The sequence below is a fragment of the Leifsonia sp. NPDC058194 genome, from assembly GCF_042883605.1.
Lineage (GTDB): Bacteria > Actinomycetota > Actinomycetes > Actinomycetales > Microbacteriaceae > Leifsonia.
On record NZ_JBHVVL010000005.1, the window covers coordinates 57763 to 74414 of the forward strand.

The window sequence follows — 16652 nt, forward strand, 5'->3', positions numbered from 1 at the left end:
CTCGCATGGTACGTTATCCTGTACCACTAGGAGGAGGTTCGCCATGGCTGCGATCACTGCGACCGACGCGCGCAAAGGACTGTTCGGGCTGATCCAGCAGGTCAACGAAGACCACACGTCGATCGAAGTCGTCTCCAAGCACGGCAACGCAGTCATCATGTCGAAGGACGACTACGACGCGATGACCGAGACGGCACATCTCTTGCGGAACGCTCCGAATGCCGAGCGACTGCTCGAAGCGATCGAACGCGCTCGACGCGGCGAATTCGAGCAGCACGACCTTCTCGACACGTGAGCCGCGAACTCGCCTTCGACCGCCACGGCTGGGACGACTACTGCTATTGGCAGACGGAAGACCGTAAGACGCTGAAACGGATCAACCAGCTGATCCAGGACGTGCTGCGGGATCCGTTCGCCGGAATCGGGAAGCCGGAACCCCTGAAGCATGTGCTCTCGGGAGCCTGGTCGCGCCGTATCGACGACACCAACCGCCTGGTCTACTACGTCACGGACACCCACATCGTTGTGCTTCAAGCGCGCGAGCACTACTGAACGCACCGGAACCGTTCAGGGGCCGTGTGCAGAATGTCACGTGTGAGTACGCGCATCCTGTTCCCGGCCGATACTCGATGTTCCCTGGTTGACTGCAGCGTGTTCTCTTCCGAGCGCTAGAGTCCGGGGGCTGTGGGCATGACCGCGATCATCGAGACCGAACGGCGCACGGGCGCCGAACCGCTGGCAGCGGTCCGCCCGTGGACGATCGCGATCGCGTTCGGCCTGGTCGCCACCGCGGTGAGCGCGGCGGGCAGCTGGATCCCGTCCCTCTGGGGCGACGAGGCGGCCAGCGTGATGTCGGCCGAACGCCCGGTCGGCAGCCTCCTGACCATGCTCTTCCATGTGGACGCGGTCCACGGGTTCTACTACCTCGGCCTGCACGGATGGATCCGGCTGGTCGGCGACAGCGCCTTCGCCATCCGCTTCCCGAGCGCGGTCGCCATCGGGTTCGCGGTCGCCGCCATCACCCTGCTCGCCGGGCGGCGCGGCGGCCCCACGGCAGCCATCGCCGCGGGCATCGTCGGCACGATCCTCCCCCGGATGACCTACGCCGGCGAGGAGGCCAGATCGTTCGCCTTCAGCGCGGCGGCGGCGGCGTGGCTCACGCTGCTGCTCGTCTGGCTCGTCGACGGACGCGGCCGCACGGTCCCGGCGAACGTGCGCCGCACGTGCTGGGTCCTGTACGCGGCGGGGATGGCCGTCGCGTCCTACATGTTCCTCTACATGATCACGCTCGCCGTCGGGCATCTCGCCCTCCTGCTGCTCACCCGTGCATCGCGGAGGACGCTGGTCGCCTGGACGCTGTCGATGGCAGGCACCGCGCTCGCGATCTCCCCCATCGCCCTGCTGGCCTTCTTCGAACGCCGCCAGATCGGCTACCTCGGGGCCCAGACGCTCGACCCGAGCACCCTGCTGTACGCCCCGTGGTTCAGCACGCCGTGGGTGGCCGCGGTCGCCTGGGCGCTCATCCTCGTCGCGGTCGGCGCGAGCGTCGCGGCCTGGCGCCGGTCGGGGCTCCGGCTGCGGGTCGGCGTGCCGATGACCGCGACGACGGTCGGCTTCTGCTGGCTGATCGTGCCCACCGGGACGCTGCTGCTCGCGAACCTCGTCTTCCCGCTCTACACGGCCCGCTACTCCACGTTCGCGGCCCCTGCCGCCGCGCTCCTCGTCGCCGAGGGCATCCTCGTCCTCGGCCGGTGGATCGGGCGCGGCGACCCCCGTCGCGCGTTCGCCGTGACCGGCGTCGGCCTGCTCGGCTTCATCGCCGTCTGCGCCCCGGTCTACCTGCTGCAGCGCGGGCCGTACGCGAAGAACAACAGCGACTGGTCGGAGGTGAGCGCGGCCGTGGGCTCCCTCGCCGTACCCGGCGACGCCGTGGTGTTCGACGAGTCGACCCGGCCCTCCCAGCGCCCCCGGCTCGCGATGCGCACGTACCCGGCCGGGTTCGTGAACGTGCGCGACGTGACGCTGCAGACGCCCTTCTACGACAACATCGGCTGGGCGGATCGCGCCTACGGCGTGCAGGACGCGGGCGCGCTCGGGCGTTTCGACGGCGTCGAGCGGGTGTGGCTGATCGAGAACGACGTGGACGGCAACCTCAAGGACTACGGCCGCGACGCCCTGATGGAGCTGGGCTACGAGCCCACCGGTCGCGTGGTCACCACCCACCGCACGGCGATCATCGAGCTCACCCGCTGATCCCTCCCGCGCTCCGCGCCCACCGCCCTCTATGCTCGGTGGCATGCGGGCGACCGAGACCCACCACACTGCCACCGCCGCCGACGAGGTCGCGGCCGAGCGCCTCACCCGGCTGCGATCCTCCTCCGTCGAGTCCATCGCGCTCGGCGTCGGCACCCTGGCGTTCATCGCCGTCGGCGTCGTCGCCCTGATCGTGTTCGGCGGTCGCCACCTGGCGATCTCGGGCGCCGGATCGATCGGCGAGTTCGCTGCGGTCGCCGGGGGGATCGTCGCGCTGCTGGTCTATGCGGGCGGGCGGGCGGCCGCGTGGCGCATCCCCTGGTTCGGGTCGGCGCCCGTCGGCCCGCGCTCGCGCCTGAACGTCGCCGTCGAGGTGTTCGACACCGTCGCCATCGCGGTCGCCCACGCCATCGTCGTGCTCCTGCTGTGGGCGGTGCTGGGCTTCGTCCTCGCCCGCAGCTTCCAGGACGCGTTCGTCTTCGCGTTCCCCGGCGCCCTCCTGGTCGCCACGGCCGCAGCTGTCAGCGCGTACTACGTGTTCCTCTCGGCCGTGAAGATGAACCCGCTGCTCCTCTCCACGGTGCTGGCCGTTTTCCTCGTGCTGGGCGCCCTGACGAGCATGATCACCGCCTCCGACCCTCACTGGTGGAAGGAGAATCTCAGCGCGCTCGGCATGACCGACGACATCTCGGGGATGGCGTTCAACCTCACCGTCATCGTCGCCGGCGTGCTTGTGACGGCGATCGCACGCTACGCCACCGGGTCCCCCGGAGCCGACGACCGAGCGCCGACACGGGGTGAAGTGCGGGTGCGCACCGCACTGATCGTGATCGGCGTGATGCTCACGTGCGTCGGGCTGTTCCCGGTCAACCAGTTCCTGCTCATCCACAACACCGTCGCCACCGGCATGGCGCTCGTCTTCTGCGCCCTCGTGATCGGCCTGCGCTGGCTGCTCCCGGAGATGCCGCGCGCTTTCATCCTGCTCGGCTGGGCGTTCCTCGTCGTCATCGCCGTCGTCGCCGTGCTGTTCGCGATCGGCGACTACAACCTCACCGCGGTGGAGCTCGTGGCCGCGGTGCTGATCTTCAGCTGGATCATCGTCTTCCTGCGCATCACGACGGCGACGAGCGCCGACGCGGCTGCGCAGGGACAGCCCCAGTCGACGCCCGCGGCGGGCGGATCTGACACAACGGCGAATGGCGAGACGGAGGAGTCGCTCGTCAGCGCGCCGCTCGCCGAAGGGCGACGATCGCGACCCATCCGCTGAGCACGGCGCCACCGAGACCGAAGAGCGCGAGCAGGGCCATCGAGGGAGGCCAGCCGCGCGCGACCGTCACGGTCGGACCCGCGCCCAGCCAGTCGTCGTAGTAGCAGTGAACCGAGAGCGGATCCAGCACGACCCGGCCGACCGCCTCCGCACGCGTCTGGTGCGGTGGATGGAATCCGGCCGGCTGCCCCTGTTCTTCGCACAGCTCGGTCGGACTCCGGACGCTCAGCGTGTGAGCGAGCGCCGCGGCCGGCGCGGTGAAGAACACGACCGCCGCCACGAGGATCGCGGTCGTACCGAGCATCACGACCGCGACCAGCCGTCGCATGGTCTTGTCCATCGTCGGCATGCACTCCCCTTCCCCCCGCCACCGTAGGGCGGAGCGAAGCGCGGGCGCGTCCGTCGAACGATGGAGATCGGCACACGCGAGTCGGTCGGTGGTCGCGGGTACGCTGGCCGACATGTGCGGCAGGTTCGCGATGGACGACAGGGTCAACGCTGAGATCACCGAGTTCGTGGAGGCCACCGGGCGGCGGCCCGAGGAGTGGCGCGCGGACTGGGAGGAGGCGTACAACATCGCGCCGACCGAGGACATCCCGGTGCTGATCGACTCGGCGAAAGACCGCGAGCTGCGGTTCGAACGGGCCCGCTGGTCGCTGGTGCCGGGCTGGTCGAAGGAGCTGAAGCTGAAGTTCCCGACCTTCAACGCCCGCGCCGAGGGCATCGTGGAGAAGTCCACCTGGCGCAAGCCGGTGCAGTCGCACCGGGCGATCGTGCTCGCGCGCGGCTACTACGAGTGGCAGGGCGAGAAGGGCAGCAAGACCCCGTACTTCATCCGCTACCCCGACGACCAGCTGATGGGCTTCGCCGGGCTCTACTCGTGGTGGCGCGACCACTCGAAGAGCGACGATGACCCGGACCGGTGGGTGCTGACGGCGACCATCCTCACCTCGGACGCGGTGCAGACGCTGGCCGACATCCACGACCGCAACCCGGTCATCCTGCCCGAGGACATGTGGCTGCACTGGATCGACCCGTCGATCGTCGGCGACCAGGCACTCGTCGACGACGCGGTCGCCGCGGGCGTCGCCGAGGCGCAGGGCCTGCGGTTCGACCGGATCGCGTCGTTCTCCACGAAGGACGACGGGCCCCAGCTCATCCAGCCGCTGGAGTGATCGAATCGCTGTTGATGTAAACACGGCGGTAAAGGAATCTAAGGCTTTCTAATGTGAACGCCTTAGGGTTGCGACCCATCAGCGCTGGAAGGCCCGGTTAGCCCACCGAAACACCGATTCTCTGCGCCTATGAGCTCACTCGAAGGCGCCTGGCCGGAACTCATCCAGCGATTGATGCCATTAAGCAGTTGCTCGAGCGACTATTCAGGCTGATTCTGGCAGATCAAGAGGTCGCACTGGTAGGTACCGAGACTCTTCCCGCGCTGTGCACGAAAGCGTGGCAAGCAATCGAGGCGAGAGATGACCTATCGGCAGCCGGTAGACGAGCCAGCTCCGCTACGCGCACGCTGATGCGCACAAGCACCTCCCTTGTCCAAGGTATTGGTGAGCTCAGAAATGCTGTTGGTGGTCACGGTCAGGGCGAAGGCTGGCGGGGCGTTTAGCCAGTTCATAGATCGGGCGCGGCCGGACCTAGAAGCTCTGTGTACCTCTGGAGTCCTCAACCCGGTCGGTCAGCGCACGACCGACGGGGACCACGCGTGGGCGAGGAACAGGGTCGGGCCGTGGGTGCCGTCGATGGGGATGGAGAAGACATTGCTGTCGCCGGGCTTCGCGGCGTCGGCGAGGCCGTAGAGCAGGGTGCCGTCGTCGAGCCACTCGGCCTGGTCGTCGACGTTGTCCGCGATGGGCAGCTGCGTCTCGACACCGGTCGCGAAGTCCAGCACCGCCAAGGTCCAGCGCGGGGTGCTCGTGGTGGAGACGTTCTTCTTGTAGGCGATCCTCGTCCCGTCGGGCGAGAGGGACGGGCACTCGGCGCCGTCCTTGATCGCGACGAGGCTGCGGCCGCGGAGGTTGCCGCGCACCAGCCAGTGGTGGCCACCCGAGGCGGCGGTCGCGAAGAACGTGTTGCCGTCGTTGGAGAACGTGACGCCCCAGAAGTTGCGGTCGTCTGCGGTGACCTTCTGGCCGTCGACCAGCAGGGTGAAGTCGTCGAGGCTGCCGTAGTCGATGCCGTTCACCTGGGCGATCTGGGTGCGGGTCGAGAAGGCCTTCACGCCGTACGACGAGCCGGTGACGAACGACGTCTCGGCCACCAGCGACGAATCGGCCGAGATGCGCGTGCGGCTCGGGACGCCGGGGAGCGCCCAGTCGTTCAGGCGGTCGCCGGCCGCGTCGTACAGGGTGGCGCCGAAGGTGGTGAGCACGCCGCGATCGGTGTGCAGGCACATCAGATCCTCGTGGGTCGCGTAGACGCGGTCGCACGGCAGGCTGGTGACGGTGCGCTTGCCCCCGGGATCCGCGAGCGGGACGGACGCCACCAGGCCGTAGTCGTCGCCGACCTCGGTGTTGCGGAACACCAGCAGGGGCCCCGAGGGGAGGGTCGGACGCGGGGTGGCGACGGCCGCGGCGGGGGCGTCCAGCCGCTGCTGGTAGCCCGACCAGGCGACCGCGGCGAACGCCGCGGCACCGCCCAGCAGCACCACCGTGGCCACGGGGAGCAGCCACCGCTTCGAACGCGAGGTCATGCGGCCAGTATCCCGGAATCGGCCGGTGTTGCGGAGCATCGGGAGGGACGGAGCGGTCGCACGGTCAGCCCTTCGCCGTGAACGTCCCGAAGAGGGCGAACGAGGTGCCCGATTGGTTCGGGGTGGCGGTGAGGGTCACGGCGTTGCCGTCGCGGCTGTAGGTCACCGCGGTTGCGCCGTCGAGCGCGGGGGCCGCCGCGTCGTACATCCCGAACTTCGCCAGCGCCTGCCGGTAGAAGCCGACGACGTCGGTGACCGAGCCGTCGGTGGTGCCGGTGAGGGAGACCTGGAGGTTCGGGCTGTCCGAGGCGACCGAGGTGGTCTTGACCTTCGACCCGGGCAGCTGCGGGAGCACGGTGGTGGGGAACCCCTCGACGATCCCGCCGGTCGCGCTGGCCGTCTTGGGCAGCGGCGCGCTCACCGGATACGGGATGGGCGTGCTCGGCGGCAGCGCCGGCGTCGCCTGCGGGTCGGCCGGGATGACCTCGGTGGTGAACCGCTTGCCCGCCGCCGGGGGCGACGACTGCGCGGTCGGCGCGGGCGCGGCGGGCGCGGCGGGCGCGCCCGCGGCAGGCGCGGAGGTCGTCGCGCTCGGCGACGGGGAGGACGAAGAGCCGGCCGCGGGCGCGCCCGCGGTGGGGCTGCCGGCCGGGCCGGGCAGCAGCGAGAGGGTGACAGCGCCGGCGGCGAGCACGACGGCGGCGGCGAGACCGGAGACGATCCAGGTGCGACGGGAGAGCTTCATGACCGCGCTCCCTCCGGGGCGAGCGCGCCGTCGGTCTCGACATAGCCGCGACCGGTCTCGGGGCACACCCAGCGGCCGTCTCCCTCGTCGCGCAGCGGGAAGCCCGCCTCGCCGACCCAGCCGATGCGACGGGCCGGGACGCCGACGACCAGCGCGTAATCGGGCACGTCCGCGCGGACGACCGAACCGGCGGCGACGAGCGCCCAGCGGCCGATGGTCACCGGCGCGATGCAGACGGCCCGGGCGCCGATGGAGGCGCCGGTGCGGACGGTCACGCCGACGGCGTGCCAGTCGTCGGCCGACTTGAGGGTGCCGTCCGGGTTCACGGCACGCGGGAACACGTCGTTGGTGAACACGACGGCCGGGCCGACGAACACGCCGTCCTCGAGCACCGCGGGCTCATAGACGAGCGCGTGGTTCTGGAGCTTGCAGTTGTCGCCGATCGAGACTCCCGGACCGACGTAGGACCCGCGACCGAGGATGCAGTCGGCGCCGATCGTGGCGTCCTCCCGCACCTGGGCCAGGTGCCAGACGCGGGTGCGCGGGCCGATGACCGCGCGCGGATCGACGTCGGCGGTGGCCGCGATCACCGGAGCGATCGGTTGTTCTTCGATGAGTGTCATCAGCGTCGCCCCCAGGTCGTCGCTCGTGAGATGGATCGTTCGTGGTGCGTGGCGCTCAGTACGCGCCGGTGGGTTGCAGGAGCACCTTGGCGGTGCGCCAGAGGATCACCAGGTCGCCGGCGAGCGACCAGTTCTCCACGTAGTACAGGTCGAGGCGGACGCTCTCCTCCCAGGAGAGATCGGAGCGGCCGTTGACCTGCCACATCCCCGTGAGACCCGGCTTGATGTACAAGCGGCGGTGGACGTGGCTCTCGTACCCGTCGACCTCGCGCCGCAGAGGCGGACGGGGACCGACGAGACTCATGTCGCCGACGAGCACGTTCCACAGCTGCGGGAACTCGTCGAGCGAGAACTTGCGGATGAAGCGGCCGACCCGGGTGACCCGCGGGTCGTCCTTCATCTTGAAGAGGAGGCCGGAGCCTTCGTTCTGCTTCTGGAGCGCGGCGAGGCGGGCCTCCGCGTCCACGGCCATCGACCGGAACTTCAGCATCGTGAACGTCGAGCCGTTGCGGCCGACCCGCTCCTGCCGGAACAGCGCCGGACCTGCGCTGTCGAGACGGATGATGAGCCCGAGGACGAGCATCGGAATGGCGAGCACGACCAGCGCCGCGGCCGACACCACGACATCGAGCAGGCGCTTCAGGACGTGCTTGCCGCCCTCGAACTGCGGGATCTCCACGTGGATGAGGGGCAGCCCCTCCACGGGGCGGAAGTGGATGCGCGGCCCGGCGACGTCCGTCAGCCGGGAGGCGAGCACGAGGTCGGTGGCTGTGCCTTCGAGGGCCCAGCCCAGGTTGCGGATGAACCGGCTCCCGCCGCGGGGCTGTCCGGCCACGATCACGGTGTCGACGCCGAGGCGGTCGGCGGCTGCGGTGATCCCGGCCAGGTCTGCGACGACCGGGAGACGGTCGGCGTCGGCGCCCACGGTGGTGAGCCCGGGCTCGTCCGGCACAGCGCCCACGACGTTGTAGGCGGCGCCGGACTTGCGCCGGATCTGGCCCGTCACGTACTCGATGTCGTCGGCGCTGCCGACCACGAGTGCGCGCGAGAGGTAGTTGTCGAAACGCCGCTGGCGCAGGAGCCAGTGCCGCCAGCTCCACCGGCTGAAGAGCAGCCCGGCCGCGCCGATCGGCAGGGCGACGAGGAAGTAGCCGCGCGCGATGTCGACCTGCGCGATCAGGAACAGGATGGCGAGGAGGCCGAAGGCGAGTGCGCTGGACTCGGCGACGAGCTTGTACTCGGAGAGCCCCATCCCGACGACCCGGGAGTCGCGGGTGTGGCCGAAGGTCAGGGCGCCCAGCCACGCGGCGGCGATGAACAAGGAGATCGCGCCGTAGCCGAACGGGAACTCGAGGATATTCGGGACCACTCCCCCGACGCCGAAGCGGATGACGAACGCCGCGGAGACCGACGCCAGCACGATGACGGTGTCGGTGATCGTGAGCCGCACGCGGTAGTGCGACGCCCAGTGGCGGCCGCCGCCGCGAGGCTGGCCGGCGGATGGCTGCTGCTGCTCGCCGGTACGCGCGTCGACCGGGCGACGGAGGCGGCGGACGGGGCCGCCGAGCGGGCGGGGGCGGATGACGGTCATCGTCCGCACCCCCCGCCGGCGTACGAGGAGACCGTCTCGCGGTGGTGTCCTCCGGCGAGGAGGACAGAGCCGGCGACGACTGGGGGAAGGCCGTGGTCTCGAACGGCCTTGCCGCCGCCGGCCCCGATCTGGGGCGCTGCCCGACGGGACGAGGGCGTGCCCTGCTCGGTCGGTCGGGTACCGGTTCCGGTCATGGCGCATCCCCCTTCCATCGTTCGTCGAGTGGCGTTTCGGGCGTGTGATGGGTGAGTTCGGGATGTCAAAAGTGACGGTTTCTCACCTCTTCACAAAAGTGAGAATACATCGTCTTTTGCCGCGGTGGTTACCCCTCTACGGGGGTGATCGCCGGAGTCGGCACCCCCCGATCGGCGAGGAACGCCGCATAGGCGGCCTCGTCGTCGAGGTCGACCGGGTGCAGGCTCGCATCCGGCTGGGCTGCGTCGACGCTGAAGGGCCACGCGGCGAGCCGCTCCTGATCGAGCGGGCGTTCGAGCACGCGGTCGAAGACGCTCACGTAGGCCTGCGCCTGCGCCCGCCAGTCCAGCTCGACCGACACGCGCTCGCGGGCCGCCCGGCCGAGCGCCGCACGGCGCGCGGGGTCGTCCAGCAGCGCCTCCACCTCGTCGGCGAACGCGCCGATGTCACCGGAGGGCACGTAGACGGCGGTGTCGCCTCCCGAGACCCTGGTCTCGACCAGGTCGAACGAGACGGACGGCAGGGCGAACGCCATGTACTCCATGGTCTTGTTCATCGTCGAGACGTCGTTGAGCGGCGTCTTCTGATCGGGCCCGAGCCCCAGGTCGGCCGCACTCAGGTACTCGGCGATCTCGCGCGGGCCGACCCGGCCGGTGAAGGTCACGTGGTCGTCGAGCCCGAGAGCCGTGCACTGCGCGCGAAGATCCTTGTAGCAGTCGCCGAAGCCCATCAGCACGGCGTGCACGTCGGTGCGGCCCCGGCGGTGGACGAGCTCCTCCATGACCTCGAGGGCGCGGTCCACGCCGTCCTGCGGTCCCATGATCCCGAGGTACGCGAGGAGGAAGGTCCCCGGCTCCTTGAGGCCGGCCGGGGGCAGCACCGGGCGCATCACCCGGGTGTCCGGTCCACTGCGCACGATGGTGATGTCGGAGGCGGGGAGGGCTCCGCGGGTCATGGCGACGGCACGATAGCTGCCGTTCGTCGAGATGACGTGGTCGGAGGCCCGGTACGTGCGCCGCTCCAGCCAGCGCAGGCCGTTGTACTGGATGCGCGCGGGCAGCGACGTGGGCTCGCCGAAGCGGGAGAGGAACAGCTCCGGGTTGAGGTCGTGCTGGTCGAAGACGAACCGCACGCCGCGCCACCGCCAGAGAAGGGCGAGCAGCCAGTAGGTGTCCGGCGGATTGCACGCCTGGATGACGTCGAAGCCCTTCCCGCGGCGCACCTTCAACGAGAGACCGGCGGTGCGCACCCACGAGTAGGCGAACTCCCACACGAAGCCGGCGATCCCCTGCGCCTCGCGTGCGGGGCGGTACTTGTAGATGGCGACGCCGTCGAGCTCCTGGTAGGCGGGGTCGCCCGGACCTTTGGGGCAGATGACGGACACCTGGTAGCCCTGAGCGGTCAGGGCCTTGCACTCCAGCCACACCCTCCGATCAAGCGGGACGGGCAGGTTCTGGACGATGATGAGGACGCGCTTGCGCGCCCCGGGCAGCTTCTTCTTCACGACGGGAGACCTCCGTTCGGGCATCGGGTGGGCCCTCCATGCACCCTGCATTGGGGGCGGGCACACCCATCGACAAAAGTGAGCATAGCTCGATAACCTACGGATATGTGCGGAATCGCTGGAATCCATCGGCTCGACGGCATCGCGGTCGACCCTGCTCTCCTGCACGCGATGGCGGACCGTCTGGGCCATCGCGGGCCGGACGATCGGGGCGTCTGGACCGAGGGCGCGGCCGGGTTCGCGCACACCCGTCTCTCGATCATCGACCTCTCCGGATCGCGCCAGCCGATGACCAGCGCGGACGGCCGGTTCACCCTCGTCTTCAACGGCGAGATCTTCAACTACCGCCGCCTGCGCGAGGACCTGCAGTACCCCTTCATCACGGACGGCGACACCGAGGTCATCCTCGCCGGGATCGCCCAGCGCGGCATCGGGTTCATCGACCGGCTGGTCGGGCAGTTCGCGTTCGCGCTGCACGACTCGGCCACCGGGATCACCCACCTCGTGCGCGACCGGCTCGGCGTGCTCCCCCTCTATTACATGCACGGGGACGGCGCCGTCGTCTTCGCGTCCGAGGTCAAGGCGATCCTGCCCGCGCTGCCGCGCACGCCGTCGGTCGACCTGGCAAGCCTCGACTCCTACCTGTACGGGCGAAGCGTCCCGGCGCCGGACACGCTCTACGACGGCATCCACAAGCTCCGCCCGGGCCACCGCGCCGAGGTGCACCCGGACGGCCGCCTGGAGGTCATGCGCTACTGGCAGCCGCCCACCGAGGACAACACTCCGCGCTGGACGGAGCAGAGCGCCGTCGACGCGGTCGACGTCGCCGTCACCCAGGCGGTCGACTCGGCGCTCGTCGCCGACGTGCCGGTCGGCGCCTACCTGTCCGGCGGCGTCGACAGCAGCCTCATCGTCGCGAAGGTGGCCGCGCTCCGGCCCGGTCGCACGGTGCACACGTTCGCGGCCGGGTTCGGCGACAAGCGCAACGACGAGCTGGGCTGGGCCCGCATCGTGGCCGACGCCTTCGAGACGGAGCACCATGAGGTGCACGTCGACGCGAGCGACTTCGAGGACCTCTGGCCCCGGCTCACCTACTTCCGCGACGCCCCGCTCTCGGAGCCGGCCGACATCGCGGTGTTCCGGCTCGCGGAGGCGGCCCGCACGACCGTGCGCGTCGTCCTGTCGGGCGAAGGTGGCGACGAGCTCTTCGCCGGCTACCCCAAGTACCGTGCCGCGCGCGCGGTGCAGCTGGCCTCGCACCTCCCCGCCGGACTGCGCTCCAGCCTCGCGGCCTCCCTCGATCCCCGCCTGCCCGCCCGCCTCGGCCGCGCCCGCATCGCGCTGCGCGTCGCGGCGATGCGCAACGCGGAGGACCGCTACCGCACCTGGTTCGCACCCTTCACGGCCGGCGAGCGCGCCGAGCTGCTCACCGGGCTCCCGACCCGTCGCGCCGATGTGCCCGACACCCACTCCGACGACGTCATCCGCGGCATGCTGCTGACGGACCTCTGGAGCTGGCTGCCCGACAACCTGCTCGAGCGCGGCGACCGGATGTCGATGGCCGCCTCCCTCGAACTGCGTCCGCCACTGCTCGACCACCGGCTCGTGGAGCTCGCCTTCCGGATGCCGTCGGCGTTCAAGGTGCGCCACGGGTCCACCAAGTGGCTGCTCAAGGAGGTCGCCCGCCGCTACGTGCCGTCGGAGGTCATCGACCGCCGCAAGGTCGGCTTCCGCGTCCCGCTCGACGCGTGGTTCCGCGGCGGGCTGCGCGACGCGATGTGGGACCGCCTGACCGGCCCGGGATCGTTCGTCGGCGAGACCTTCGACCGCACCGCCGTGCAGAACCTGCTCAAGCGCCACGAGAGCGGCTCCTTCAACGAGGAGAACCGCATCTTCACGCTGATGAGCCTCGAGGTGTGGCACGAGGCCGCGTTCGGCCGCGCCGCCGCACCGGCGCACTAGGCGGCGACCGTGAAGTCTGCGACGATCGTCGGCGGCGGCATCCTCGGCCTCGCCGTCGCCGAGCGTCTGGCGCGCGAGGGACGCACGGTGACCCTGCTCGAGAAGGAGGACCGCTGGGCGGCCCACCAGACGGGCCACAACTCCGGTGTCATCCACGCCGGGCCCTACTACGCGCCCGGATCGCTCAAGGCGGAGATGTGCCGGGCGGGCAACCGGTCGATGGCGGCGTTCGCCGCCGAGCACGGCATCCCCCACGAGATCGGCGGCAAGCTGATCGTCGCCGTGTCCGAGAAGGAGCTCCCGGGGCTCGGCCGCCTCGCCGAGCGTGCGGTGGCCAACGGCGTGCCGTCGCGGCTGATCGGGCCGGAGGAGGCGCGCGAGTTCGAGCCCGAGGTGGCGGCCGTGCGGGCCCTGCGCGTCGAGACGACCGGCATCGTCGACTACTCGGCGGTGAGCCGGCGCCTGGCCGAGCTGTCCGTCGAGCACGGCGCCGAGCTGCTGACCGGAGCCCGGGTGCGTCGCATCTCGGTGACGGAGCGGGGCGTGGAGGTCGAGCACGACCGGGGCACGGCACGCTCCGACGTGATCATCAACTGCGCCGGACTGCAGGCCGACCGCGTCGCCCGCCTGGCGGGCGTCGAGCCCGAGGTGCGGATCGTGCCCTTCCGCGGCGAGTACTACGAGCTGCGGGAGGAGCGGCGCGCGCTCGTCCGCGGGCTCATCTACCCGGTACCCGATCCCGAGCTGCCGTTCCTGGGCGTGCACCTGACCCGTGGGATCGACGGCGGAGTCCACGCCGGCCCCAACGCGGTGCTCGCCCTGGCCCGGGAGGGCTACCGCTGGTCGGACATCCGCCTCGGCGACGCCTGGGACGCCGCCACCTACCCCGGCTTCCTCCGCCTCGCCCGCCGCAACCTCGGCACCGGCGCGGCCGAGGTCGCCCGATCGTTCTCGCGCACGCTCTTCGCCCGCAGCCTCGCCCGGCTCGTCCCGGCGATCGGCCGCGCGGACATCGTGCGGGCCGGGTCGGGCGTGCGCGCGCAGGCGATGCGGCGCGACGGCTCGCTCGCCGACGACTTCGTCATCCAGCAGGCGCCGCGCCAGCTGCACGTGCTGAACGCGCCGTCGCCCGCCGCGACCAGCTCGCTCGAGATCGCCGCGCACATCGTCGCCGCCGCCGACGGTCTGGACTGAGGACGGAGTGGTCGTGCCCCTGACACCGGATCCGCCCCGCGTCCTCTACAGCTTCCCGCACGCGCTCGGCCGCGCGGGAATCGCCGAGACCGCGCTCCAGCAGGTGCGCGGGCTGGCGCGGGCCGGCGTCCCCGTCGTCCTGTTCTGCACCTCGGCGATCGGCGTCGAGCTGCCGCCCGGCGTGGAGCTGCACCAGACGCTCGTGGTCGCCGGCCGCCGCATCCCGCACCGGGCGTTCGGCGTGCAACGCGCCTACGACCTCCACGACCGCCGGGTCGCGGCGTGGCTGCGCCGCCACCCGGGCGAGGTGGATGTGGTGCACGCGTGGCCGCGCGGGTGTCTGCGCACCCTGCGCACGGCCGCCGAGCTCGGGATCGCCGCCCTGCGCGAATCGCCCAACGCCCACACCACCAGCACCGTGGAGGCCTCCGCTGCGGCCGCCGCCGACGCGGGCATCCCCCTTCCCCCCGACCATTCCCACGCCGCGTCTGCGTCCGTGCTGGCCCAGGAGGATCGCGAGTACCGGGTGGCGACCGCCGTGCTCGTGCCCTCGGACTACGCGCGTCGCGAGTTCGTGCGACAGGGGTTCCCGGAGGAGCGGCTCCTCCAGCACCGCTACGGGTGCGACCTGCAGCGCTTCCCGGCCCGCGGCACCGTGCCGCCGCATCCGTTCCGTGCGGTGTTCATCGGCCGGGGCGACCCGACCAAGGGCCTGCACGTGGCGCTCGAGGCGTGGTTGCGTGCCGCGATCCCAGGTGGCGAGCTGTTGATCGCGGGCCGCATCCAGCCCGATTACGAGGCGTCGCTGCTCCCGCTGCTCGCTGAGACGGGGGTGCGGAGGCTCGGCTTCGTGGACGACGTGCCCGGCCTGCTGGGCACGGCGGACGTGCTGCTGCTGCCGAGTTGGACGGAGGGCAGCGCGCTCGTGATCCTGGAGGCCCAGGCGAGCGGCTGCGTCCCGCTGGTGAGCGACGCCGGAGGCGCCCTCGGCGTGGCCGGCGAGGACTATCTGGAGCATCGCGTCGGAGACGCGGCCACTCTCGCCGACCAGCTGCGCGCCCTCGCTTCCGACCCGGTCCGGCTCGCCCGCCTCTCGGCGCATCTGATGGCCGGACGGGACGCGCTCGGCTGGGATGCGGCGGCGACGACGCTCATCGCGCGGTACCGCGAGGCCGTCGCACTGCGCACCGCCCTCCCCGCGCCTCCCGCGCCTCCCGGGCGCTGAGCCGTCGCGACGCACTCCGTTCTCCCACGTTTCATCACCCGGACGGGCGTGTCGTGACGCAGCCTCCCGCGGGGCAGGAGAAGGTCGGTTCAGAGACGGCCTCAGTGCGAGCGCCGGAGACGGAGAGATGATGACCGACGTGAACGAGCTGCTCCACGCCAACCTGCACCGCGTCTTCGGCGAACGCGACGGCGCCCGCCGTCGCGCCGCGATCGACGAGGTGTACGCGGTCGACGTGCGGTTCACCGACCCGGAGGGGACGGCGGTGGGTCGCGACGCGCTCGACGCGAAGGCCGCGGAACTGCTCGGCCGGACCCCGGACGTGTTCGTCTTCGTCGAGGACGGCCCCGCGTACACCGGCGCGGACACAGGCGCGCTCGCCTGGGCGTTCGGCCCGGAGGGATCGCCAGTCGCCCGCGGGATCGACCTGATCACCGTGCGCGACGGGGCGATCGTGGAGCTGCGGACCCTGCTCCTCGACGCGCCGCAGGACTAGCGGCTCAGACCGCGGCGCCCTCGGCGTCGGCGCAGCTACCAGCGCTGAGCGCTCTTCCGCGGTGTTCGCACACGGCGCCGTGGTCGGAACCAGCAGCGGACACCCTATTCGAGACAGCTGCTTTTGCGCCCCTCACAAATCGATTGTGCGATTTGCCGACGAATGTCTGGCTCCCGCGCTATTGCGTGAGAGGGTTACGCGGTGGTTCAACCACCAACTGGTCCAGACCCGGGTACCAGTCCCGAAGTCCGGCGGCAGCCTCGACGAGGGCTTCGACACTCTGAACGGACGTGATCCGGCGCGGGCTGGCAGGTCTGGGGTTGAACGCGGATTCTGCTCGCCCGACCACTCGCCAGAACCCGCGGACGAGGAAATTGTCGGTCGTGACAACGGAGAACCTGGGGTCGACGCGTCCCGCGGACGCGCCATAGGCGGCAACGAGATCGCCGGCGAGACGCAAGTAATAGTTCCGAGGGTGGACCCATTCGATCGTCGCAGAGGCCGTCTCGCCGTTGGGCATGTCAATCTCGATGACGTCACCCGCTGCCCACGTCCACCGCTGAACCGGCAGCGTCGCGAGTTGCCGGGTCGGGTCCCAGTCGTCGGGTTGTCGTATCGATCCACTCCACGGCGACCCGCCCAGAACCCAGAGGTCACGCCAATGGGCGAAGCTGAACATCTCATGGTCGTCCGTGAATCCCTCCTCGTACCCACAGCTGTGACACGATTGGTACAGGCCTCCGGCGAACTGGATGCGCGTCGGCTCGCGGAAGTCATCGAATCCGCATGCAAAGCAAACGTAGCTGTCGTCATCGTGCTTCACCATGTGCAGGGTTCACCGTCCTGTTGTCCACGGAGGTCTGTACCTGATTCTCTCGTGTTGTAGTCGTAGATTC

16 protein-coding genes are annotated in these 16652 nt (G+C 70.5%); 9 read left to right on the top strand and 7 right to left on the bottom strand.

The genetic code is table 11. The features are described from left to right. Positions 1–43 precede the first annotated feature (43 nt). The 4 genes from ACFVU2_RS17605 (at position 44) to ACFVU2_RS17620 (ending at position 3520) form a co-directional block, all read left to right on the top strand. The gene (locus ACFVU2_RS17605; RefSeq protein ID WP_387876985.1) at positions 44–295 is read left to right on the top strand and encodes a type II toxin-antitoxin system Phd/YefM family antitoxin; all 252 of its coding nucleotides are present in this window, start codon (positions 44–46) and stop codon (positions 293–295) included. Next, complete coding sequence (locus tag ACFVU2_RS17610) at positions 292–552, top strand: Txe/YoeB family addiction module toxin (protein WP_387876987.1); 261 nt, start codon at positions 292–294, stop codon at positions 550–552. Before ACFVU2_RS17605 ends, ACFVU2_RS17610 begins: the two co-directional genes overlap by 4 nt. 138 nt (positions 553–690) lie before the next feature. Next, positions 691–2253: a hypothetical protein gene (locus ACFVU2_RS17615; RefSeq protein WP_387876989.1), complete on the top strand. Its 1563-nt coding sequence runs from the start codon at positions 691–693 to the stop codon at positions 2251–2253. Positions 2254–2296: 43 nt separating this feature from the next. Beyond that, positions 2297–3520: a DUF998 domain-containing protein gene (locus ACFVU2_RS17620; protein WP_387876991.1), complete on the top strand. Its 1224-nt coding sequence runs from the start codon at positions 2297–2299 to the stop codon at positions 3518–3520. On the opposite strand, the gene ACFVU2_RS17625 is transcribed toward ACFVU2_RS17620, so the two are convergent. Then, positions 3474–3869: a hypothetical protein gene (locus ACFVU2_RS17625; protein ID WP_387876994.1), complete on the bottom strand. Its 396-nt coding sequence runs from the start codon at positions 3867–3869 to the stop codon at positions 3474–3476. The genes ACFVU2_RS17620 and ACFVU2_RS17625 overlap by 47 nt on opposite strands. 112 nt (positions 3870–3981) lie before the next feature. On the opposite strand from ACFVU2_RS17625, the gene ACFVU2_RS17630 reads away from it, so the two are divergent. Continuing rightward, positions 3982–4695, top strand: coding sequence for an SOS response-associated peptidase (locus ACFVU2_RS17630; protein WP_387876997.1), 714 nt, complete (start codon positions 3982–3984; stop codon positions 4693–4695). 512 nt (positions 4696–5207) lie between these two features. On the opposite strand, the gene ACFVU2_RS17635 is transcribed toward ACFVU2_RS17630, so the two are convergent. The 5 genes from ACFVU2_RS17635 to ACFVU2_RS17655 form a co-directional block, all read right to left on the bottom strand. After that, a complete protein-coding gene (locus ACFVU2_RS17635; protein WP_387877000.1) occupies positions 5208–6221 on the bottom strand; it encodes a TolB family protein in 1014 nt (337 codons plus the stop codon). A gap of 64 nt (positions 6222–6285) precedes the next feature. After that, positions 6286–6966: a hypothetical protein gene (locus tag ACFVU2_RS17640; protein WP_387877003.1), complete on the bottom strand. Its 681-nt coding sequence runs from the start codon at positions 6964–6966 to the stop codon at positions 6286–6288. Then, positions 6963–7589, bottom strand: coding sequence for a DapH/DapD/GlmU-related protein (locus ACFVU2_RS17645; RefSeq protein ID WP_387877004.1), 627 nt, complete (start codon positions 7587–7589; stop codon positions 6963–6965). Before ACFVU2_RS17645 ends, ACFVU2_RS17640 begins: the two co-directional genes overlap by 4 nt. A 55-nt stretch (positions 7590–7644) precedes the next feature. Further along, positions 7645–9180 carry a sugar transferase gene (locus ACFVU2_RS17650; protein WP_387877007.1) on the bottom strand — a complete coding sequence of 512 codons (1536 nt, stop codon included), beginning with the start codon at positions 9178–9180 and terminating at the stop codon, positions 7645–7647. Positions 9181–9502: 322 nt separating this feature from the next. Further along, positions 9503–10879 carry a glycosyltransferase family 4 protein gene (locus tag ACFVU2_RS17655; RefSeq protein ID WP_387877009.1) on the bottom strand — a complete coding sequence of 459 codons (1377 nt, stop codon included), beginning with the start codon at positions 10877–10879 and terminating at the stop codon, positions 9503–9505. 105 nt (positions 10880–10984) lie between these two features. Between ACFVU2_RS17655 and asnB the strand changes: the two genes are divergently transcribed. From asnB to ACFVU2_RS17675, 4 genes are all read left to right on the top strand, one after another. Next, on the top strand, positions 10985–12841 hold the full coding sequence (gene asnB, locus ACFVU2_RS17660) for an asparagine synthase (glutamine-hydrolyzing) (RefSeq protein WP_387877012.1): 1857 nt from the start codon (positions 10985–10987) through the stop codon (positions 12839–12841). A 9-nt stretch (positions 12842–12850) separates the two neighbouring features. After that, entirely contained in the window at positions 12851–14035 is a 1185-nt protein-coding gene (gene lhgO, locus ACFVU2_RS17665) for an L-2-hydroxyglutarate oxidase (protein ID WP_387877013.1), read from the top strand. Between the two features lie 13 nt (positions 14036–14048). Further along, entirely contained in the window at positions 14049–15260 is a 1212-nt protein-coding gene (locus ACFVU2_RS17670) for a glycosyltransferase family 4 protein (protein ID WP_387877015.1), read from the top strand. A gap of 130 nt (positions 15261–15390) precedes the next feature. Next, positions 15391–15756, top strand: coding sequence for a nuclear transport factor 2 family protein (locus ACFVU2_RS17675; protein WP_387877018.1), 366 nt, complete (start codon positions 15391–15393; stop codon positions 15754–15756). Between the two features lie 178 nt (positions 15757–15934). Here ACFVU2_RS17675 and ACFVU2_RS17680 read toward each other — a convergent pair whose 3' ends face one another. Then, positions 15935–16582 (bottom strand): hypothetical protein, encoded by a 648-nt coding sequence (locus ACFVU2_RS17680; protein ID WP_387877021.1) that lies wholly within the window; start codon positions 16580–16582, stop codon positions 15935–15937. Positions 16583–16652 lie beyond the last annotated feature (70 nt).